This is a genomic window from Ideonella sp. P3_A4, assembly GCF_056403075.1.
In genome coordinates this window covers 1-672 of sequence record NZ_JBFUGE010001311.1, presented here as the reverse complement: position 1 = coordinate 672, position 672 = coordinate 1, and the positions used below count along the sequence as shown (strand labels likewise).

Sequence of the window (672 nt, the reverse complement as noted above, 5' to 3'; positions counted from 1 at the left end):
TCGAACGTTAGGCCCACAGCCGGGTTGAAGGCTCAGKTCACTTGAAGCGTCTTCTGCCAATGCCAGCTTCTCAAGGTCTCGGTCTCGATGCTTTGTGCTCATGGGAGAGGCGTGCTCGCTTCAGCGTCGGCGTGGGCTGTCCGTCCTTCGGCGGCCAGCGCATGGCCGGTAGTCACTTCGGCCTTSCGCCTGCCAAGTTGGTCAAAATTGAAGGCTTGGCGCCACGTCACGGTTCAGCAGTGCCTACGGTCACGGCCGGAGCTTGGGGTGGGAGCTGCTACTGGGCCGGTTCTGCCGTCTCGGCTAGCGGGCCAAACTGAAACAGCCGYAGTCCCGGTGCTGCATAGGCAGGCTTTGGTCAGCCGAGTAGCATCTCCARTTTCCTCGGGTCCKTCTGCATTGCATGGCAAGTCCATCTCGGTTGGTGMATCTCCGGTGCTTGAGTTCAACGTTGAAGTGCAACACCCCGCGGACGGCCGAATGCTTCGGCCGGAGTCCTGAATCCTAGTCTTTCTCTTGGCCGGCTGTTGAGTTCACCCGCAATGCGGTCGCACTCGGCTTGGGTCAGCCCCTTCAAGCACATGCCCTTGGGCAGGTACTGCCGAAGCAACCCGTTGGTGTTTTCGTTCGTTCCTCGCTCCCACGAGTGGTACGGCGTGGCGAAGTAGAACT

1 protein-coding gene is annotated in these 672 nt (G+C 60.4%); it reads right to left on the bottom strand.

The features are described from left to right. Positions 1-445: 445 nt before the first annotated feature. Positions 446-672 (bottom strand): transposase (locus AC1DYI_RS37735; RefSeq protein ID WP_477209165.1); only part of this gene is annotated, 227 nt, incomplete at its 5' end.